Origin of the sequence: Streptomyces sp. NBC_00647 (assembly GCF_045207245.1) — a bacterium.
In the GTDB taxonomy this organism is placed as follows: Bacteria; Actinomycetota; Actinomycetes; order Streptomycetales; family Streptomycetaceae; genus Streptomyces.
Window position 1 is genome coordinate 991690 of the sequence record NZ_CP109040.1, and the last position, 18195, is coordinate 1009884.

14 protein-coding genes and 1 tRNA gene are annotated in these 18195 nt (G+C 72.2%); 2 read left to right on the plus strand and 13 right to left on the minus strand.

Features of this window, described 5'->3' with window-relative positions; genetic code table 11:
- Nucleotides 1-17: 17 nt before the first annotated feature.
- The 8 genes from OG788_RS04340 to OG788_RS04375 all read right to left on the minus strand — a co-directional run bounded on the left by OG788_RS04340 (nt 18) and on the right by OG788_RS04375 (nt 10096).
- Nucleotides 18-1985 carry a RiPP maturation radical SAM C-methyltransferase gene (locus tag OG788_RS04340; protein WP_406369175.1) on the minus strand — a complete coding sequence of 656 codons (1968 nt, stop codon included), beginning with the start codon at nt 1983-1985 and terminating at the stop codon, nt 18-20.
- Nucleotides 1986-2067: 82 nt separating this feature from the next.
- Complete coding sequence (locus OG788_RS04345) at nt 2068-2193, minus strand: hypothetical protein (RefSeq protein ID WP_257785090.1); 126 nt, start codon at nt 2191-2193, stop codon at nt 2068-2070.
- Nucleotides 2194-2248: 55 nt separating this feature from the next.
- Complete coding sequence (locus tag OG788_RS04350) at nt 2249-4090, minus strand: alpha/beta hydrolase family protein (RefSeq protein ID WP_406369176.1); 1842 nt, start codon at nt 4088-4090, stop codon at nt 2249-2251.
- The gene (locus tag OG788_RS04355) at nt 4087-5454 is read right to left on the minus strand and encodes an MFS transporter (RefSeq protein WP_406369177.1); all 1368 of its coding nucleotides are present in this window, start codon (nt 5452-5454) and stop codon (nt 4087-4089) included. The genes OG788_RS04350 and OG788_RS04355 overlap by 4 nt, the downstream gene beginning before the upstream one ends.
- 877 nt (nt 5455-6331) lie before the next feature.
- Nucleotides 6332-6925, minus strand: a complete 594-nt coding sequence (locus OG788_RS04360; protein WP_406369178.1) for a uridine kinase — start codon at nt 6923-6925, stop codon at nt 6332-6334.
- Nucleotides 6926-7073: 148 nt separating this feature from the next.
- Nucleotides 7074-7147 (minus strand) — tRNA-Met (locus OG788_RS04365).
- 246 nt (nt 7148-7393) lie between these two features.
- Nucleotides 7394-7825, minus strand: coding sequence for a hypothetical protein (locus tag OG788_RS04370; RefSeq protein ID WP_351544077.1), 432 nt, complete (start codon nt 7823-7825; stop codon nt 7394-7396).
- Between the two features lie 201 nt (nt 7826-8026).
- On the minus strand, nt 8027-10096 hold the full coding sequence (locus OG788_RS04375; RefSeq protein ID WP_406369179.1) for a DUF1996 domain-containing protein: 2070 nt from the start codon (nt 10094-10096) through the stop codon (nt 8027-8029).
- Nucleotides 10097-10462: 366 nt separating this feature from the next.
- Here OG788_RS04375 and OG788_RS04380 point away from each other — a divergent pair, with 366 nt between their 5' ends.
- Nucleotides 10463-11692: a PP2C family protein-serine/threonine phosphatase gene (locus OG788_RS04380; protein ID WP_406369180.1), complete on the plus strand. Its 1230-nt coding sequence runs from the start codon at nt 10463-10465 to the stop codon at nt 11690-11692.
- Between the two features lie 71 nt (nt 11693-11763).
- Here the strand turns inward: OG788_RS04380 and OG788_RS04385 are convergent, their stop codons facing one another.
- From OG788_RS04385 to OG788_RS04400, 4 genes are all read right to left on the minus strand, one after another.
- Complete coding sequence (locus tag OG788_RS04385) at nt 11764-12456, minus strand: hypothetical protein (RefSeq protein ID WP_406376665.1); 693 nt, start codon at nt 12454-12456, stop codon at nt 11764-11766.
- A gap of 483 nt (nt 12457-12939) precedes the next feature.
- Nucleotides 12940-13884 (minus strand): hypothetical protein, encoded by a 945-nt coding sequence (locus OG788_RS04390; protein WP_406369181.1) that lies wholly within the window; start codon nt 13882-13884, stop codon nt 12940-12942.
- 189 nt (nt 13885-14073) lie between these two features.
- Nucleotides 14074-15249 carry a DUF2306 domain-containing protein gene (locus OG788_RS04395; RefSeq protein WP_406369182.1) on the minus strand — a complete coding sequence of 392 codons (1176 nt, stop codon included), beginning with the start codon at nt 15247-15249 and terminating at the stop codon, nt 14074-14076.
- An 84-nt stretch (nt 15250-15333) separates the two neighbouring features.
- Nucleotides 15334-15879, minus strand: coding sequence for a PadR family transcriptional regulator (locus OG788_RS04400; RefSeq protein WP_406369183.1), 546 nt, complete (start codon nt 15877-15879; stop codon nt 15334-15336).
- Nucleotides 15880-16027: 148 nt separating this feature from the next.
- Between OG788_RS04400 and OG788_RS04405 the strand changes: the two genes are divergently transcribed.
- Entirely contained in the window at nt 16028-16345 is a 318-nt protein-coding gene (locus OG788_RS04405) for a hypothetical protein (protein WP_406369184.1), read from the plus strand.
- 44 nt (nt 16346-16389) lie between these two features.
- Here OG788_RS04405 and OG788_RS04410 read toward each other — a convergent pair whose 3' ends face one another.
- On the minus strand, nt 16390-18195 hold the full coding sequence (locus tag OG788_RS04410) for an NlpC/P60 family protein (RefSeq protein WP_406369185.1): 1806 nt from the start codon (nt 18193-18195) through the stop codon (nt 16390-16392).

Genomic DNA, 18195 nt, shown 5'->3' on the forward strand with positions numbered 1-18195 from the left:
TGCGGCGTCGCCGACGGTCAGGAGAGGGCGGGGGACGGCGTCGGCGTCGAGCGGTCCTGCCGTGCCGGGGTGGTGGTGCCGGGCTGCTCGGAGCGCGGGCGCCGGTGCGTGTGCGCCATGTAGTCCAGCCGGAGCAGGTCCTGGTTGACCGCGGCCGGCGCGAGGTGGACGTACTGACCGGCGTCCGTGAACACCAGGCCCCGCTCGACCCAGGAGTCCAGCAGGCGCTGGAGGTCCTCCTGGGTGGTCTCCCGGTAACCCGTCGGGCCGTCGTTCAGCTTGCGCAGGAGGGCCGTGGAGGTGTGCGGCTGGTCCAGCAGACGGAACGCGGCGATCTCCGACGGGTCGGTGAGGCACAGGGTCCGCCAGTCGAAGGCCTCGCGCCGGCTGACCAGCACGATCCGGTCGCCGAGATCGGTGTGGGTCAGGCGCGCGTCGACATGGCGCTTCTTCCATGCCGCGATCCCGGCGTTGAGCCGGTCGACCGTCTCCTCGGTGATACCGCGTTCTGGCGCTTCGAATACGTAGGCCAGGTCGTACAGTTCGGCCTCGGGCAGGTCGTAGGTGAAGCGGTAGTGCTCCTCGGGGCGCAGGCCGGTGAAGCCCAGCTCGGGCTGCTTGAAGTAGGGGCTGAAGCGCTCGATGGCGATGCGGGCCGACAGGTCGACGGGCGGGTTGAGGTGTTCCAGGGCCGGGAGCTGACGTATGACGGGCTCGTAGTCCTCCGCGGTCTCCCCGGGAAACCCGTGCAGGTAGTTCCATGAGACGGACAGTCCCGTCTCGGCGGCGTCGCGGAGCATCCGGACGTTCTGGCAGCCGCTGACGCCCTTGTCCATCAGGTCGAGCACACGGCTGTTGAGACTCTCGATGCCCGGCTGGACATAGATGAGGCCGGCGTCGGCGAGGACCTGGAGCTGCGAGCGGCGCATGTTGGCCTTGATCTCGATGTGCATGCGCAGGTCGTGGCCGCTGTCGATGATGCGGGGCAGCACGGTCTTGAGATAGCCCATGTCGAGGATGTTGTCGACGACGTACATGTCCAGGACGCGGTGCCGGCGCGCGAGGTCCATGATCTCCTCGTAGAACACGTCCGGGCTCTTGCTGCGGAACTGCATGAAGGAGCCGTTGAGTCCGCAGAAGGTGCAGTGGTGCTTCTCGCCCCACCAGCAGCCGCGGGCTCCCTCGACGACGAGTTTGGGCTCGACCCAGTTGCGTGCCACGGACGCCCCGAGACGTTCGAAGTAGCCGCTGTAGTCGGGGGGAAGGATCGCGGCGGGCGGCAGCGGGCCGCTCGGCATCGGGTTGGCGACGGAGATGCCGTCGGCGCCCCGGTGGCACAAACCCGCGACGGTGGCCGGGTCGGGCTTCTCGTCCTGAAGTGCCGTCAGCAGCTGAGGGAAGGCCGCTTCGCCCTCGCCCCGCACGACGTAGTCGACGAACGGGAAGTTGCGGTGGACCGAAGCACCCTGTTCCGCGTCGCAGTTGGCCCCGCCCATGACCGTGACGATGTGCGGGGCGAGCTTCTTGACCTGGCGGGCAGCGGCCAGCGCCGCGGTGTTCTGCTGGAACGTGGAGGTGAAGCCGACCACGTCGGGCTCGTACTCGACGATACGGCGGGCGATCTCGGCGACGAACTCCGGTACCTGTTCGTGCAGTTGACGGGTCATGCGCATCCGGGACCTGCGCAGCTTGCCCTCCATGACGCGGGTGAACTCCGCGTCCTTCCATCCGGGGTCGTCGTACAGCGCCGAGGAGAAGACCCAGTCGCCGCAGCCGAGGAAGTAGGACGACAGCGCGTAGTACTCGTAGTCCTCCGCGGAGAATTCGGTGCGGCTGGTGATCCAGTCCGTGAACTCCAGGTTGGCGTGCAGCACTTCGCAGGTGGCGCCGGGTACCCGCTCGTCGACACTGCGTTTGAGGATGCCGAGGGCCAGGGAGGGAAGGTCGATGGGCGACCAGGGCATGTTGACCAGTAGGACGCGCACGGACGACTCCTTGTGAGGGCGCGGGACACGGGAGGGGAGCCCGGACGGCCCGTGGCGGACCACGGGCCGGCCGGGCGGTGGGTCACTCTTCGTCGTCGCCGCCCTCGTCGGCGTTGCGGAACGGGATGGTGATCGTGATGCCGATGCCCGGCTTGCGGTTTTCCTCGTCGCCCGCGAGCGGGTCGTTGTGGATGATGTCCTTCTGCACGGTGGTTCCTCCTTCGGTGAGGTGGTGCTGTGCACGACCCGGTCCCACTGGTGCATCAGTGGGACCGGGATCCCCCGAGTCGTGCCGGGGGACGCTGTGGGCCGGCCGGCCGGTGCGTGGCGGGCAGGTGGGTGTGCAGGAAGCGCAGGGACCGGCGCAGTACGGAGACATGGGCGGCGCCGTCGTAGCCGTCGTGTCCGGTGTCCAGCCACATCGCCTCGTGCGGCACCCCCGCCCGTTCCAGGGCCCCGAGGTAGCTGTGGATCTGACCGGGCGGACACTTGGTGTCCTTCGTCGCGCCCACCACGAGCAGCGGCGCGGCGACCTCGGCCGCGTAGGTGAGGGGCGAGCTCCGCGCGTAGCGTTCGGGCATCTCGTCGGGGGTGCCGCCGAACAGCCGTACGTCCAGGGCCCGGAGCGCCGGCGTGGTCGAGCGATGGGCGGCGACCCAGTCCGCGACGGGCTTGACGGCGATGCCGGCCCGCCAGAGGCCGGGGCGGGTGCCGAGGGCGAGCAGGACCAGATAGGCGCCCCACGAGACGCCCCACAGCGCGGTGGCGTCGCCGCCGATCAGCTGTCGTCGTACGAGCTCGGCGCGGACGGCGGCGAGATCCCGGACCTGGGTGTGCCCGACACCGTCCGTGAACGCCCGTCGCCAGTTCGGTCCGTATCCGGTGGAGCCGCGGTAGTTGACGCGCACGACGGCGTATCCGGAGGCGACGAGGGAGTGCACGGTGGCGTCGTAGGCGTCCCGGTCGTGGTCGGCCGGTCCACCGTGGACGAGGAAGACGGCCGGTGGCGGTACGGACGCGTGCCGCTCCGGCAGGCTGAGCAGGGTGTGGACGCGGCCGTCGGGGACCGGCGTCCACAGGTCGGTGTGGTGGCCGGGCACGACGGTCGTGAGGCCGGCCGGTGGCAGCGGGGTCGCGTCGGTGGCGCGCGGCACGGGCGGGTGCGCGGTGTCGGTCCACATGTAGTGCAGGGCTCCGCCGGGGCGCGGTGCCGCGTCGAGCAGGCTGCCCGCGGGCGTGGGGACGAGGGTACGGCGGCGGGTGCGCGGCTCGACGCGGTGCAGCAGGGAGCGTCCGTGCCGCTCCTGACGGACCAGTACCGCACGGCCCTCGGGATACCAGCGGGCGGTGATCTCCGTGTCGAAGGAGCACCACGGATGTGTGACCGTCCCGGCCGTGGGCGTCCAGGTCTCCAGGACGTAGCGGTGCCCGCTCTCCCGTACGAGCAGCAGATCCCGGTCTCCCTGCCGCGGGGAGAACCCCAGGCACCACAGGCGCCCCGCCGCGTCCCGGTCCGTCGGACGGGCCGGCAGGTCCGTGGACCCGCGCGCCTCTCCCGTCCCGGGGAGTACCGCCACCGTCTCGCCCCGGGTCGTCAGGACGGTGACGGCCGCGGCGTTCCCGGGCGCCGTCGCGACGACCAGCAGGCCGCCGTCCGCGCTGATGCCGCCGAGCCGGAACGGGGTGGGTGTGCGCAGCAGGGTGTGTGCCGCGCGCCCGCGGCGTCCGACCAGAAGGGTCGTGGCGTCGGAGTCGGCGACGGCCGCGGCGACCGTTCCGTCCGGTGCGATGGCGAGACCGCGTGGTTGCCCCGCGGGTGCTCCGGGAAGGCCGGGCCATCGCGGTCCGCCGTCGAACGCGCGGAACCACCAGCGGCCGTTCCCCTCGGCGTCGTCCTCGAACCACCACACGTAGGCGTCGCCGTCGATCGCGCAGTGCGCCGTCCCGCCGACGCGGTCGGTGACCTGGCGGGCCCTGCGGGTGCCCGCGTCCCAGGTGAACACCTCGCAGCGCCCCTCGGCGTCCCCGGCGAACACCATGCGGGTCGGGTCACTCGGGCAGACGTCCGGCAGTGAGCCGCGGAACACCTGGTAGGGATCGCTCATGGCTGCGGCTCCTGTCGGGTCGAGGGCCCGGTCGCGCGTTCGGGTCGTCGGGCTCCGTCGGCGGTGGCCGGGGTGAGCGTCCCGCGAGCGGCGGCATGGGTGTATCCGGCGAGCACGACCACGGCGGCGGTGCACAGCAACGCGGGTGCCCGGGGCCCGACTTCGGTCACCAGGAACGCGGCGCCGGCCGGTGCGCCGGCGGCGGCGAGCGCGGCCGCCGACCCGATGACGGCTCCGGCCCGCGACTGCGTCTCCCGCGGAGTGGCGGCGATGGCCGCGCTGGACAGGACGACGGTGATCACCGGCACCAGCACGCACAGCCCGGCGAAGGCCGCTCCGAAGACCCACGGGCCGTCGGCCGCGGTGAGCGCGGCCGTCGGGACGATGAGCAGCCAGGTCGCCGTCACGAGGGCCCGGCGCGCTCCGAACCGTCTCACCACCCGCACCGACAGCAGTGAGCCGAGAAGTCCCGCCGCTCCCGAGGCCGCCAGGACCAGGCCGGTCGCCGCCGTGCCGCCGTGCGCGCCGAGCACGAACAGCACGGTGAAGGACAGCAGCGTCACCACGCCGCTCGCCACCGACGTCCAGGTCACGACGAGTCTCAGCACGGCGGAGCGAGCGACCAGGGCGAGTCCGGCTCCGACGTCACCCGGCACCGCGCGCAGCGTCCCGAGGACGCCGGGGCGCGGGCCGCGCTTCCCGCGTGGTTCGTCGACGGGAGTACGGATCGCGCGGACGCCGAGCGCTGTCACGGCGTACGAGAGGGTGTCGGCCAGGAAGGGCAGGGGCCTGGCGAGTTGGAAGAGCACGCCGCCGAGGGCGGGTCCGGCGACCAGGGCGACCTGGTCGCCGGTCTGGATCCCGGCCGCGACCCGCGGCAACTCGTCCGGGAGGGCGACGAGATGGACCAGGGCACCGCGTGCGGCGGCCTCGTAGGTCACCGCGCACAGTCGCTCGGCCAGCGCGAGCGCCACGAGAATCCGTAACGAGGTACGGCCCTGGGCCGCGGCGATCGCGAGCCCCGCCATGGCCGCGGCGGCCAGCACCGCCGAGGCGATCATGATGCGCCGCCGATGACCCCGGTCGGCGGGGACGGCGACGAGGGGGCCGAGGGTCACTCCCGTGAGCGCGGCCGCGCTGGCGAACACGCCTGCCACGGCGGGGCTGTGTCCCAAGTGCAGGAGCAGCAGGGGGAACACGACACCGGAGGTCTGGGTACCGAGCCCGTCGACCGCGTTGGTCAGCCACAGCAGACGCACGTCGCGCCGGCCTCGGTCGGCGGGTCGCCGGGCCGCGGAGGCGGTGCTCCCGCGCTCGCCGCGGGAATCCGCGGTCGGCCGCGATGCCGCGCACTCGTCGACCATCTCCACCTCCCCCGTGCTTCCCGTGCCGGCCGGCGACGCTCCCGGTCGAGGAGGTCGCGCTACGCGCCAGGAACCGACGGACCGGCCCGTCCGGCCGGCCCGCACGTGCAGAAAATGTGTACGAAGTGCGAAAGTGAGCCGGAGCCTAATCACCGGCCACCGACAGCGACAAGGGCCCTACGGAACGGGACAGCGGGTCGGCGCCGCCAGTTTTGGCCGGAGGACGTCGGCCCGCACCCACCCGCGCGGAGCCCGGCCCGGCCGACACCCAACGTGTCCCCCGGCAGGTCGTCCGGCCCCGTGCGCGTTCACGGCCGCGCAGTCACCGACGCGGGCGGGTGGCCCGCGGTGCACCCCTGTCGACGCCGGTCACCTGCGCGCACTCCCGCATCACCGGCCCACACCGTCCGGCGCGACGGTCCCCCGATGTCGATTGCACGGGGTAACCGGCGCACGCGCCGGGCCGTGCGCGCGCGGCGCCACCACCGGCGTCTTCCGGCCACGAGAAGCCCGAAGGCGCCACGCGGCGAAGGCCGGTGTCCCTCGCGGTTATTGGCCGACAATGCGCGTCACGTCTCCCCAAACAGCAATCAAACACTCCGTTTCGGCGTACGCGTTCCGGCCCGCCGGGGGTTGGCGTCGGACCGCCGGTCAGCTGATATGCTGGATCTTGAGCCCGCACCGAACCATCGGTGACGAGCCCGGCGTTGGTGGTCCAAGGAAAGACGCCCCGCTTCCTGCGGGGAAATGCAGGTGCAAGGCCTGCCCGGCGCTCCACAAGCACCGCCTCCGGTCATCCCGGAGGCGGTGCTTTTTTGTGCCGCTGTCTCGCGCGCCGCCCGCCCCGGTGAGGACATCGCCCGGCGCTCGGCCGGTCTCAGTGTCCGGGGATCACCAGGTCGGCCCGTTCCCGGGGGCGGGTCGTGGCCAGGTAGTGCTCCTCGGCCAGGCGCCAGCGGGCCTCCCAGTCGATGGGGCCGTGGTCGTCACCGCGGACACGGAGCCGGCGCAGGGATTCGTCGGGCGGGGTGTCGACGTACACCACCAGGTCGTAGTGGTCGGCGAGTTCGGGCCGAGCGGTGTAGACGCCCTCGACGACGACGATGCCGTCCCGGGCGACCGCAAGGCTCCCGTCCGTCGCCAGAGCCCCGGTCGACCAGTCGTAGCGCCGGTAGCCCGCGTCGCGTCCGGCGGTGAGCGGGGTGAGCACCTCGTCGCGCAGCCGTTGCCAGTCGAAGTAGCGGTCGTAGCCCTGGGCGGGGGTCAGTCCGGCGCGTTCGTCCGCGTCCATCGGACGGTAGAAGTCGTCTCCGTGCACGACGACGGCGCCCCCGAGCCCGGCCACGGCCGAGGCCAGGGTCGACTTCCCCGAGCCGCCCATACCGTCGATGGCGATCAGCGCGAATCCTCGGCGACTTCGGGAGCGGGCGGCTGCCGCGACGCGCTCGGCACCGATCTGGATCTTCGACATGGGCTCATTGTGGCGGCACCACCCGCCCAGCACGTGCCGGATGGGCACACCCGTACGTTTTCACCCTGGCTCGCGCCGACCGGGGGTTCAGGGGCGTACAACACGACCGAGGGGCCGACATCAAGATGTCGGCCCCTCGGTCTTCGAGTAGCGGGGACAGGATTTGAACCTGCGACCTCTGGGTTATGAGCCCAGCGAGCTACCGAGCTGCTCCACCCCGCGTCGTTGAACTCAACCCTACGCCATATTTTCCGGCCCCAGGACCATGATCGCCGGCGACCGGGCCGCGAGGGGGCGCACACGGTCCGGGGAAACCGTCGGACCGGGGCTCTCCGCGTGCGCGATCCGTCCCGCGCGGGACACCCGAGGCCCGTCCAGCCGGTGGGACCCGCACGTGCGGTCGCGTGAGAGCGCTCCGACCGGCCGGCCTACGGCGTCGCGGTACGGGCCGGAGCGCTCCGAAGGGGGTCACACATCGGTGGGCAGACCGCTCACCTCGGCGATGCCGCGCAGTTCCTCGTCCTGGCGGTGCCGCTCTCCGATGAAGTCGGCGATCTCCTTGCACCGCTCGGGATCATCCGCGGTACCCGAATCCGTGACGACCCGGACGACCCCGATCTCCTCGGTCTCCAGCTCGACGATCCGGTTGTCCAGGCGTCCTGTGACGGCCACGGCGACCACGAGGGACGCCTCGTCACGGACCTCCTGCGAGACGCTGTCGGGTTCCGCGCCGTCCAGATTCAGTTCGATCGCTCCCGCCCTCTCCTCCCTGATCGCCTGGAGTACGGGCTCGACCATCCGCAGCAAGAGCGCGTAGTCCGCCGGAGCCATACGCAGGCGGAGCATTTCGAGGTACAGGTCGAGGGGCCGGTCATCCGGTGCCTGCTCTGATGCGTCCATGGAGCTTCGCCTTCCCCAATGTGGACGACATGATCGCGTCTTCCACCAGCATGCTGTGAATCGGCGCACACCGCCGGTCGAGATTGCCGCCCGGAACGCGGCCGAGGGGGCCCGTGCCCTGTCCACACAGGCCACGAGCCCCCTCAGAACTCATCCGTCGGAACTCGCCCGTCAGGACGTGTCCGTCCTGACGGGTCCGTGTCACATCGCGCTGCGCCGGATACGGCGGAGCAGCACGATGCCGGCGACCACGCAGATCCCGCCGATCGCGGCCGGCCACAGGTTCGCCCCGGTTTCGGCGAGCCCCCCGACCGCCTGCGGCTCGGTCTGCGAGGCCGCCGACGGGTCCGATCCGGCCGCGGGTGCCGTCTGAGCGGGCGTGCCCACTTCGGCGCTCTGGCCGTGGTCGGCGGTGTCGTGCGACGCCGTCACATCGGCCTTGGGCTCCACGTCGACGGGAGACTCCTTGTCGCCTGCCGGCTCGGTGCTCGGCGCGTCGTCCGAGGGCTCCTCGGTCTGCCCGCCGCCGTCGTCACCGGGGGCTGACCCCTCGTTGCCGTCGGAGGGGTCGTCCGCGGTGGGCGCCGGCTGCTCCGTGGGCTCCTCGGAGGGGTTCGGGGCTTCCTCCGAAGGATCGGGTGCTTCCTCGGACGGGTTCGGCGCCTCCTCGGACGGGTTCGGGGCTTCCTCCGAAGGGTTCGGTGCCTCCTCCGAGGGGTTCGGGGGCTCGGCGCTCTGCGACGGGTCCTGCGGTTCTTCCGCCCCCGCGCCCGCGCCGCACTTCCGGCCGGCGTTGATGCAGTCGACCATGTCGTTCATCAGGCCCTCGTCGAAGACGTTGATGAAGTCACCGTGGTCCGTCACCGGCTTGTGCAGCTGCTCGGGGAAGGAGTCCACCGCGAACAACGGTGACGTACGGCCACCGTCCTGCAGACTCGGCGCGTCGATGTCGTAGACGATGCGCTGGACCAGCTGCGGAATGGCCTTGAAGCCGCCGGGGCAGTTGCCCTCGGCATCCGCGAAGGCGACGTGGGCACGGTGGTTGGCGCTGTCGATGTTCGCGCCGTCCCAGCAGCTCTGGAACTTGAAGGTGCGGACCACGTCGCTGCCCTGCGGACAGACCGGGTACTTGTCCTTCAACTGCCGGTCCTCGAAACCGGTGCAGCTCCAGGAGGCGTTGGCGTTGGTGTTGCCGTTGACGAACGCCTTGGCGTCGCCCGTGATGATGCGCAGCAGCCGCGGCATGGCCGTGACCTTGCTGCGCGGGCTGCCGACGAAGTCCAGCGTGACCTGCTTGGGCGTGACGATCTCACCGGCGTTGCCCTCGGTCCCGCCTCCGGCGGCGTCGGCGTCCTTCTCGCGGGTTCCGTTCTGGAGCCGCACCACGGGCCAGTAGTACGAGGACTTGTCGCCTTCGTCCTGGCAGGAGGTGTCGGCCTTGGCCAGGTCGCCGTCACTGGCGAAGGCGTTGTTGGACTGGTTGCCGACATAGTCGTGGAAGTGGTGGGCACCGTTGGTGACACCGGGAGCCACGATCACGTTGTCGGAGTTGAACAGGCCGTTGGCGTTCACGCCGCAACTGGTGGCGAACTCGCCCCGGGAGGCGTTGTCCTGGGGTTGCGGCTTCTGCACGTTGGGCTGGACCGACTTGATGTCCGCGAAGTCGGCGGCCACGGGGCCGTTGCCGGCCGGGGCGCCACCGCCCTGCTGGTCGCCCTGTCCGGCGGCACCGCCCTGGGCCTGCCCGGCGCCGCCCTGTCCGTCCTCGCCCTGACCGCCGTTCTCTCCGCCACCGGACTGGTTGCCGGAGGAGCGCAGTTCGCAGGCCGCGAGGTCGTCGAGCCCGTCCGGCCGCTCGCCCGCGCCGTCGATGGCGGCCACGATGCGGCCGATCGACTCGGTGCGCTTCTCCTTGAGCGGATTCATGATGGCGTCGGCGTCGCTGTCGCCGTTCTGCTGCATCTGGTCGGCTTTTGCCTGGAGTTGCTGATAGGCCTCGGCGATCTGCTGGTCCAGGAGCGCGAGTTCCTTGTCGACATCCCCCTTCGCGGCCTCCGGCACCGTCGTCAACTCGTCCCCGATGTCGGGGCAGTCGATGGTGGCGGCGCCGGCGGACAGGACGTTCGCGCCCTGCGGGTCACCCGCCCCGCTCTCGGTCGCCGATGCGTAGACGTTGACTGCTACCAGTCCGCCTCCGCCCAATATCAGTGCGACAGCTGCTGAGGTCGCGCGTCGTGCGCCCGTGGGGCGTCTGCGCGTGTTGCGTCCCAAGGAAGTGCTCCTACGCGTCGTGGTCGGCTCGGCATGGAAAATCCCCCAGCCCTATACGCACGCGGATCCCGGCGTGTTCAACCGCCTCTCCAATTCACAGCAACACCGTATGGAGCAATGGTCCGTGGACACCTCGGCAACGCCGACAGACCGGCCCGTCCCGGGCGGACCGGCCCGCGGCGAGGGCGGCGCGCAGCTCCTCCGCGGTTGCAGCGGACGCGGTCCGGTGGCCTGATGGGAAGACTGCACCACACGTGGGCCCCGGGCGTAGCCCGTGGCCATGACCTGGGCGGGTGGGGCAGGGTCGGGTGCTCCGCCGCTTCCACCGTGGGCACGACCAGGCCACGGCGTGAGGCGGGTGAACAAGTGGCGGGAGCAGAGATCGACTACGGCGGCGTGTTCCACGCCCTGCCGGGCATGGTCGCGCTGCTCACCCCGCACATGGTCTTCGTGGACGCGAACGAGGACTATCTGAGCAACTCCGGCCGCTCCCGCGAGCAGCTGGTCGGCCGGTACCTGTTCGACGTGTTTCCCGACCGGCCGGACGATCCGACTGCCAACGGCATGCGGAACCTGGAGGCGTCCCTGCGCCGGGTGGTGGAGACCGGGGAGCGCGACGCCATGGCCCTGCAGCGCTATGACGTCGAGTCCTTGGACCGGCCTGGGGTCTGGCAGGAGAGGTACTGGAGTCCGGTCAACGCTCCCGTGATCGGCGAGGACGGCACCGTGGTGCTGCTGGTCCACCGGGTGGAGGAGGTCACCGAACTCATCCGCGCCCGCGGCGGGCCGGCGCAGGGCGACCGGACCCCCGTCATGGAGGCCGAGTTGTACACGCGCGCCCGGGAGTTGCAGGAGGTCAACGATCGTCTGCGGCGGGCCCATGCCCGCGAACGGGAGGTCGCCGTCGCCCTCCAGGACGCCCTGCTGCCGTCACCCCACCAGGTGGGGCCCCACCATGCCGCCGTGCGCTACCGGCCGGCCACGAGTGCGCTGAACGTGTGCGGCGACTGGTACGACCTGGTGGCCCTGACCGGCGACCGCATGGCGGTCGCGGTGGGTGATGTCGTGGGCCACGGCCTGTCCGCCGCCTGCGTCATGGGCCAGTTGCGCAGCGCCCTCAGCGCCGCGTCCCGGGCCTCCAGCGGCCCCGCGCGAGCCCTGGAGGTGCTCGGGCTGTACGCGCGTTCCGTCGAGGGCGCCGAGTCCACCACGGCGGTGACGGCCTGCATCGACTGGGAGACCCACGTCATCACCTACAGCAGTGCCGGCCATCCCCCGCCCGCCCTCCTGCACGGCGACGGGAGGGTGGAGTTCCTGGACCGGGCGACCGACCCGCCTCTCGGAGCCCGGCCGGATCACGTGCCCCGCCCCGAAGCCTCCATCGACTTCGCCGGGGGCGACCTCCTGGCCCTGTACACCGACGGTCTGATCGAACGCCGTGGTGAGGACATCGACGTCGGCCTCGGACGCCTGGCCGCCGCCCTGACCGACCACCGGGACGCCGAGCCCGATGCCCTCGCCGACGCCCTCCTTTCGGACCTGCTCCCGCCCGGCGGCGCCACGGACGACACGGCCCTGGTGATCCTGCCGCTGTGAGCGGAACCGGTGCCGGACGGCGGCACCCCAGCGATCTGAGGCAGCCGGAAGGGGTCACTCGGCGGACGGCATCAGGCGGCGGAGGTCGCACGGGTGAGACGGTGGGAGCGGACGACGGCGAGCACGCATCCGGCGACGAGCGCCGCGGCCAGGGCGGCCAGGTCGCGCAGCGGCCCGGTGGTCGCCGGTCCTGCCGCCACGGCGCGCGGCGGCACCCTCCCCTCGGGGTCGTAGACCACGGCGAGCACGTCCCCCGGCCGTGTGGTCCGCCCGCAGCCCCACCGGACAGGGACCTTGAGCGGTACGCCGTCCCGCGCGACCACCGAGCACAGGTAGCCGGTGCGGCCCGCGCCCGTATGCCCGCCGCCCTCGACGGACATGACCACCATGGGCTCCACCCGCACCCCGCGCACCGGCACCACCCCCGCGACGGTCTGCGGAGCCTGGAAGGCGAGGCACACGCCCAGCACCGCGACGATGCCGACCAGGGCTCGCCCCGCCCGCACGAGAACCAGGTGAAGGACGAGGACTCCGGCGCACAGCAGTCCGGCCTCACCACTGGCGAGTGCGGGCACCCCCGTCCAGTCGCCGACGACTCCGACGCCGACGATCGACCCGGCCCCGAGCATCCCGGCGAGGACGCCCTCCCCCACCAGCCACCGAGGTGGCAGACCGACGAACTCGGCAGGGCCCCACACCGTGCTCCGCAGATGCGCCGCCAGATGCGGCTCCGGCGCGGGCGTGGGAGAACACCACCGGCGCATAGCTCTCACACCCCCAGCGTCGTTCCTCGTCGGCCAACGCCTCGTATCCTGCCGCTCCCGCGCGGACCTCGGCCCTGCCCCTCTCCGGAACCAATGGCGCGGGCAACGTTTCCGGGACTCGGCAGCGAAGGCCCGTCCGCCCCCCGAGGGGGCCGCCCACTCTCCTCCCGGATCGAGGTGGCGGTGCTGCGAGCCCAGGGGCGGTGTGCCCGATGTCGTACGCCGGAGCACATGCGCCCGGTTGCCCGGTCCGACTCGCCCACCCGGCCCACCCGGCCCGCCCTGTCTGTCCTGCCCGTCCCACCCTGTCCAGCCTGTGCCGCCTGTGCCGCTCTGTCCGGCCTGTGCTGGCTGGTCCTGCCCGTCCGCCCTGCCGCCTATGTCGGCCGTCCTGGCAGTCCTGGCCCGGCAGTCCCGGCAGTCCCGGCAGTCCCGAGTCCCGAGTCCCGGGCGGGCTGGCCGTGCCGGGCGTGCCGGCTGCCCTCAGTGCCGGGGCTGCGGCGCCAGGGATTTCGTCAGCAGTACGCGCCCACTCGTGCCCGCCAGCAGCAGCCCCGCGATCATGGCGACGAGACAGAGAGCCGGGCCGGAGGACCAGTCGACGGCCGAGGCGCGGAACACCAGCACGACGGTCAGGGTGACCGCGGTGCCCGGCAGGGCGACCAGGGCCGAGCCGGTACGGCCGAGGTCGTCCTCGGCAAGGGCGCCGAGGACGCCGACCCCCAGGGCGAGCGCCCACGCCCCGAGCGCCTGGGCGTCCGGACGGTTGACGCTCCACGGCACGAAGTCGGCCCAGAAGCCGGGCCGGGCCAGCAGCCCCGTACCGATGCCGAGCCACGCCGAACCGAGCACGGCCAGCGCCGGTTTCGACCAGCCGGGCAGGGGCGCGACACGCGGACCGATCGGCTGGTCAGGGGTGAAGTGCTGCCACGCCAGCGCGATCAGGGCGCACACGCACAGCACTCCGAGGACGAACAGCCAGCCGAGGCTGAACAGCACCGGGACGATGGAGCCGCCCCGCGCGATGTACAGGTGCCCCGCGTTGAGCAGGCTCACCGTGAACAGGCCGACCAGGACGACGGCCAGCGGGAGGACGAGCGTGCGGGCCTCGTGCCAGGCGCGGGCACGGGTGGCCACCGCGAACAGTCCCGGCGCGGTGCCGAGCATGGCCGCCCCGATCAGTCCCGGCGTCAGCGACTCGGGCGAGCTCCACGCGCCGAAGACGTGCCCGGTGAGGGCCACGGCCGCCAGCAGTCCGCCGACGGGGACGCTGACGACAGCGACGGCGGTGGCCAGCATCGCCACACCGGGAGTCAAGGGTCGCCCGCCCGACACGAGGGGCTCCGCGGCCCGCCCCGACGCGCTCACCGGCACGTCCTGCGCCTCCTCCGCCTCTTTCACCTGCTGCGTCTCTCGCGCTTCTCGCACTTCTTGTGCCTCTTTCGCCTGTTGCACCTCTTGCACCTCTTGCGCCTCACGTGGCTCTTTCGCCTCTCGCGACGGCTGCGGGCCTTCTGCGGTGTCGTCGTGCCGGGGCAGGTCGGATGCGTTCGGCATGGGGATTCCGTTTCCGGACGGGGATCACGTGAGGATCAGGCGGATGACGTGCACGAGCCGCTAGGAGACCGGCGTCGGGAGGCGGGAAGCCGTACCGCGGGCGGGCGCGGCCCTCTTGAGGACTTCCCGCGCGTACATGACGCGCAAGCTCACCGTCAGGGTCGCCGCGAACGCCAGCGCACCGCAGCCGATCGCCGCCCCGGCGGCCAGCGCCGTGAGCCGGTCGAGCCCCAGCGATCGTTCGAAGAGCGGAGCGGCCCCGGCCGACAGCACCGGCGCCAGGCACAGGGCCACCCAGTGCAGACGCCACTCCTCCCGCGCCCAGAGACGGCCCTCCCGGCCGGCACGCCGGGCACGGAGGGCCATCACCGCGTACGTGACGGCGTACGGCAGGACATAGGCGAGCAGCAGTCGCCGCCCCTGCGTGCCGAAGTCCAGTGAGGAGCGCACGATCCACGTCATCGCGGCCGCACCGGCCAGATGCGCGAGGACCAGAACGGGCAGCGGGGCCCACGACCGTGACACCCCGGCGACCGTGGTCCGCCGGTCCAGGGCACGCGAGGCGATCAGGGCGCCGAACGCCACGACCGAGCCCAGGTGCATGGTCGCCACACGGTTGATCTCCGCCATCGACAGACCGGGCAGGATCAGGGGCAGGCCACCCCACTCGAACCGCAGCAGGGGTGCGGTCAGCAGGAAGCCGTAGCACAGCAGCATCCAGCGCTGGTGCAGGTCGGGGAATCCGCCGACGGCGGCGAGCACACCGAACGTCACACTCATCACGGTGCCCACCAGGATCGTGGCGAGCACGATCCAGAAGGCGGCGCCGCTGAACGCGTCCTCGGGTGCGGTGCGCGCCAGGTACAGCGCGGCACCCGCCATCGAGGCGTACACGGTGACCGCGAAGACCACGCCGAGCACGCGGTGCAGCCGGGGGCGGCGCCGTACGGCGGTGAGCACCTGCGCGGGGCCGAGCAGCATCAGCAGGCCGCCCAGCACGGAGTGCACGATCATCGGGACGAGGCTGTGGCGGTACGGCTCGATCCGGGTGGCCAGCGCGTCCGCGACGTAGCGCGGCGAGACGACATGGGCCAGGAGCCACTCACCGAACGCGGGCGCGCCGGGACGCGTGTACGGCCACAGTTCGGTCATCGCGATCGGCGCGTAGCCCACGCACACGGCCGACAGGGCCATGACGGCGACACGGCGCCAGGTGTTCCCCGTTGAACGACGCACGACGACTCCCTGCTCGTGGTCGCGGCCCGACCATCGATAGTCTCGTTTGGACTATCGAGACGGTAGGGGCGGCCGCCCGCCGGGTCAACGGTCTGTCGTGTCCTCGTCCCCACGCTCCTCGTCCCGGCGCTGCACCCATTGCCAGAAATCAACCATCATGCGCTCGTACCGGATGCCGAACTCCAGCGCGTCCCGCTGCCCGCGCGTCAGCAACTCGCCGACGCTCGATGCGAGTTCCTCGTAGTCGTCCAGGGTCCGACCGTGCTCGTCGAGCTGTACGGGACCGAGCAGTTCGGGCCGGCCACCGAACCACAACTTGAGAATGCCGCGTTCCCGCGCCTCCACCGGGACGAAGGCGGGGTCGTCGAGCCACCCCTGGAGGGCCGCCCTGCCCTGGTCCGTCAGCGTCAGCACCCTGCGGTTGCGGCCGCTCTCCTGTCGCACCTGCGACAACAGCCCGCCCTCGAGGAGGCGGTCGCACTGCGCGTACACCTGTGCGTGCGGCACCGACCAGAAGGGCGCGACCGTACGGGCCGCCTCCACCTTGACGTCGTACGCGCTGGCCTCGCCCAACTTGTCGATGATGCCGAGCACGAGAAAAGAGGCGGTGGTCAACCGAGCATCAGCCATGGGGCGACCGTATCGCCACCCGATCACCACGCGGCAGGCGCCGCCCGACGCGAAGAAGCTCCGGGTGCCCGGCACAATGCGGGGTAGACGGGCGATCACACAGCCGACCGCACTTCAGGCCCGCGGGGCACCCACGCAAGGAGTTCCTGTGACCACCTACGTCATCACCGTTCCCGGGACATTCGTCCACGGCCTCTCGGACGCGTCCCGTGCCGACGTGGAACGCAGGCTTCGCCCTCAGGACCCCCAGAACACGGACCTGGGCGAGACCGAAGAGCTGAGCCTGCTGACCGTCGACGAGAACCGCACGTTCTCCGTCCGGCTCGAGGTCGAGGCGGCGAACCAGAGAAGCGCCGAGGCCGAGGCCGTCCGGCTCGTCTCCGGCGCACTCCGCGACAGCGGCCTGTCGGAGGACGACGCCCCGCTGGGGCCGGCCGCCGTCACGGGGATCGACCGGGAATTCTGACAGCGCCCGCCACCACGACGTTCCTCCGGAGGTCCGGGCCTGTCTCAGGCCGGACGGACGACGCTGTGGATCGCCCCCTGCCCGGCGTAGTGGATCGACTCCTCGGCGATCCGCGCACCGGGACTCGGGGCATGGATCATCATGCCGCCACCGATACAGAGGCCGACATGGCTCACGTTGGCGTGGAAGAAGACCAGGTCACCGGGCTGGATACCGGTGAGGGCGATCGCGGGCCCGACCCTGGCCTGGTCCTGCGTCGAGCGGGGAAGCAGCACCCCGGCACTCTTCCAGGCCGCCTGGGTGAGACCGGAGGGGTCGTACGAGCCGGGTCCGGACGCGCCCCACACGCACGGCCTGCCGACCTGCGCACGGGCGAAGGCGACCGCCTCCGCGGCCCTGGTGTCGTAGCCGACGACCGGTGCGACGACCGGTGCGACGGCGGGAGCGGCACCGGTGCCGGCTCCTGCTCCGGCGCCGGCACGCGTGAGGCTGTCGATGTCGAACCCCGGAGTCGGAGTGACGGGCGCAGGGGCCGCGGGCCACGACTGGTCGCTTCCGGCCGGCCACGCCTGCCGCCACCCCGCGTCGACGGGCGGGGACGTCGACGCGAACGAAGCCGGCATGGGGGCCGGCTCGAAGTACGTGGGCAGGGGCGCCGGCGCGAAGGACGTGGGCACGGGCGCCGGCTCGAACGCGATCGGCAACGACGCCGACTGGAACTGGGTGGGCACTGGCGCCGCCTCGAACGAGGCGGGCAGGGGGGCCGACTCGAACGACGTCGGCAGCGGTGCCGACGCGAAGGACGTGGGCACGGGCGCCGACTCGAACGCGATCGGCAACGACGCCGACTGGAACTGGGTGGGCACTGGCGCCGCCTCGAACGAGGCGGGCAGGGGCGCCGACTCGAACGACGTCGGCAGCGGTGCCGACGCGAACGAAGCGGACAGGGGGGCCGACTCGAACGAGGTGGGCAGCGGTGCCGATGGGAACGGGGTGGGCAACGGTGCCGACTCGAACGAGGTGAGCCGGGGCTCCTCCGCCACCGGCCGGTACTCCATCGCCGGGGCCTGCACGACCGGCATGCTCTGCCGCGCGGCGTGCCTCGACAGCAGAGCCTGCGCGGCGGCCAGCTGGCGCCGGGCACGGTCCTTCTTGACCTGGAGCGGGGACAGCTGCGACGCGGCGTCCGGAGCGGCTGCCGCCGGCAGCGCCGCACGGACCGCCGCCCCGGGTCCCGCTGCCGCCGGGGCGCTCCCGGCCGTCAGCTCGGCCGCCGGACCCGCTGTCAGTTCCAGGACGGGGCGCGCGGTCAGTTCCGGAGTCGGACCCGCGGTCAGCTCCCGTGCCGGAGCCGCCGTCAACTCGGCCACAGGGCGGCCGGCTTGCTCCACCTGATACGTCGTCGGACCATCCACCGGACGTCTCGCACCCTGCGCCGGGCGGGCGGCTGCCTGACCGCGGTCGGGCTGCCTGTCGGCCGGAAGTACGGCCGGGACCGAGGGTCCGAGCCGGGAGCGCGCCCCGTCGAACCACTGCCGCATCAGATCGGCCTGGGCGGGATCGACGTCCGCGCGCCCCTGGCCGGCGGCTCGCCGGTCGGGCTTGCGGGAGAGGTTCGCCAGGGCCCGGGTCGCGTTGAAGTTGCCGGTGGCGTTCTCCGCCTGGTCGTACAGCGACGAAAGCCGCTGGCGGACTTCTTCCCGGGTGGGCTCCGCACGCCCGGCGGGCGGCTGGGCGTTCGTGGTCGGGGCGAGCGTCGACTCGCGCGACACGGCCATCGCCGCGACGGCGGCGTCCCGCACGCTCGGCAGGTTGGTGCCCGAGGTGGGCGGGGTGCGTTCCGGCGCCAT

Excerpts from the sequence above, each read along its gene's own strand:
- OG788_RS04350 (WP_406369176.1), bottom strand. The coding sequence starts at position 4,090 with ATGAGCGATCCCTACCAGGTGTTCCGCGGCTCACTGCCGGACGTCTGC.
- OG788_RS04355 (WP_406369177.1), bottom strand. The coding sequence starts at position 5,454 with ATGGTCGACGAGTGCGCGGCATCGCGGCCGACCGCGGATTCCCGCGGC.
- OG788_RS04360 (WP_406369178.1), bottom strand. The coding sequence starts at position 6,925 with ATGTCGAAGATCCAGATCGGTGCCGAGCGCGTCGCGGCAGCCGCCCGC.
- OG788_RS04370 (WP_351544077.1), bottom strand. The coding sequence starts at position 7,825 with ATGGACGCATCAGAGCAGGCACCGGATGACCGGCCCCTCGACCTGTAC.
- OG788_RS04385 (WP_406376665.1), bottom strand. The coding sequence starts at position 12,456 with ATGCGCCGGTGGTGTTCTCCCACGCCCGCGCCGGAGCCGCATCTGGCG.
- OG788_RS04400 (WP_406369183.1), bottom strand. The coding sequence starts at position 15,879 with ATGGCTGATGCTCGGTTGACCACCGCCTCTTTTCTCGTGCTCGGCATC.
- OG788_RS04410 (WP_406369185.1), bottom strand. The coding sequence starts at position 18,195 with ATGGCGCCGGAACGCACCCCGCCCACCTCGGGCACCAACCTGCCGAGC.